We start from the raw sequence: 936 nt of genomic DNA, 5'->3' as shown, positions 1-936 counted from the left end.
CAGCACGCGCAGTTGCGGCGTGTCGCGGGTCCGTTCTTCGCCGACGATGACGCCGCGTTCGGAATCGATGGCATCTGGCGCCATCAGGGCCGCCGACATCATCTCGCGCAGGATGTGCAGGCTGGGATCGACCGTCTCATCCTTGGTATTGGGCAGCTCCAGCATATAGGCGGTCTGGTCGAAGCTGGTGAAGGCGTTGGTGTCGGCGCCGAAGGCCAGGCCCAGGCGTTCGAGGATGCGAAGCATCTCGTTTTCCGGCACGTCCTTGGTGCCGTTGAAGGCCATGTGCTCCATGAAGTGAGCCAGACCCTTCTGATCGTCGCGCTCCATCAGCGAGCCGGCGTCGATGCGCAGACGGAAAGAGGCCTGGCCCGGAGGCGTCGCATTGTGCAGCAGGGCGTAGCGCATGCCGTTGGGCAGCAGGCCGTAACGGACGGCCGGATCGGCGGGAATGTCGCTGGCGGCCTGGGCCCAAGGGGCGGACGGCGCGACCTGACCGGCGGCCGCCGCAGCGGGCGGCGCGGTCTGGGCGAGAGCAGGGGCGGCGAACGCCCCGGTGGTCAGGGCCAGTCCCGAGACGGCGACAAGCAGCAGATGACGCGCAGAACGCATGATATCACTCCGAAACCGCAACCCCCGATGGCGCGATGCCGGATGTGTAAAGTGTGCTTGCCCTCGCCACAAGCGGGGCTGGCGAACCTTACCGACTTGTCATGTTCGGATCAGCCGCCGGGGCGGCTGATGTAGAAGCTGGCGCTGTTGCCGACGGCGTTGGCGCCGACCACGGCGGTGCGTCCGGACGAGACCGTGGCGTTGGTGGTCGCGGTGACATTGCCGCTGTTGGTCTGGGTGTTGTTGACGTTGACGTCTCCGCCGCACTGGGAACAGGCATAGCCCGTCACCGCATTGCCGACCGCGTCGGAGCCGACATAGGCG

The 936-nt window shown here is 66.8% G+C and carries 1 protein-coding gene and 1 pseudogene; both read right to left on the bottom strand.

Translation table 11 applies throughout. The annotated features are described in order from the left end of the window. A partial coding sequence (locus B3T77_RS02785; protein ID WP_292076997.1) for a M16 family metallopeptidase occupies nucleotides 1–612 on the bottom strand: 612 nt, incomplete at its 3' end. A gap of 110 nt (nucleotides 613–722) precedes the next feature. Then, a pseudogene (locus B3T77_RS02780) lies at nucleotides 723–936 on the bottom strand (hypothetical protein); the annotation flags it as partial.

The organism is Brevundimonas sp. UBA7838 (assembly GCF_002500885.1).
In the GTDB taxonomy this organism is placed as follows: Bacteria; Pseudomonadota; Alphaproteobacteria; order Caulobacterales; family Caulobacteraceae; genus Brevundimonas; species Brevundimonas vesicularis_C.
This window is presented reverse-complemented; position numbering and strand designations above follow the sequence as displayed.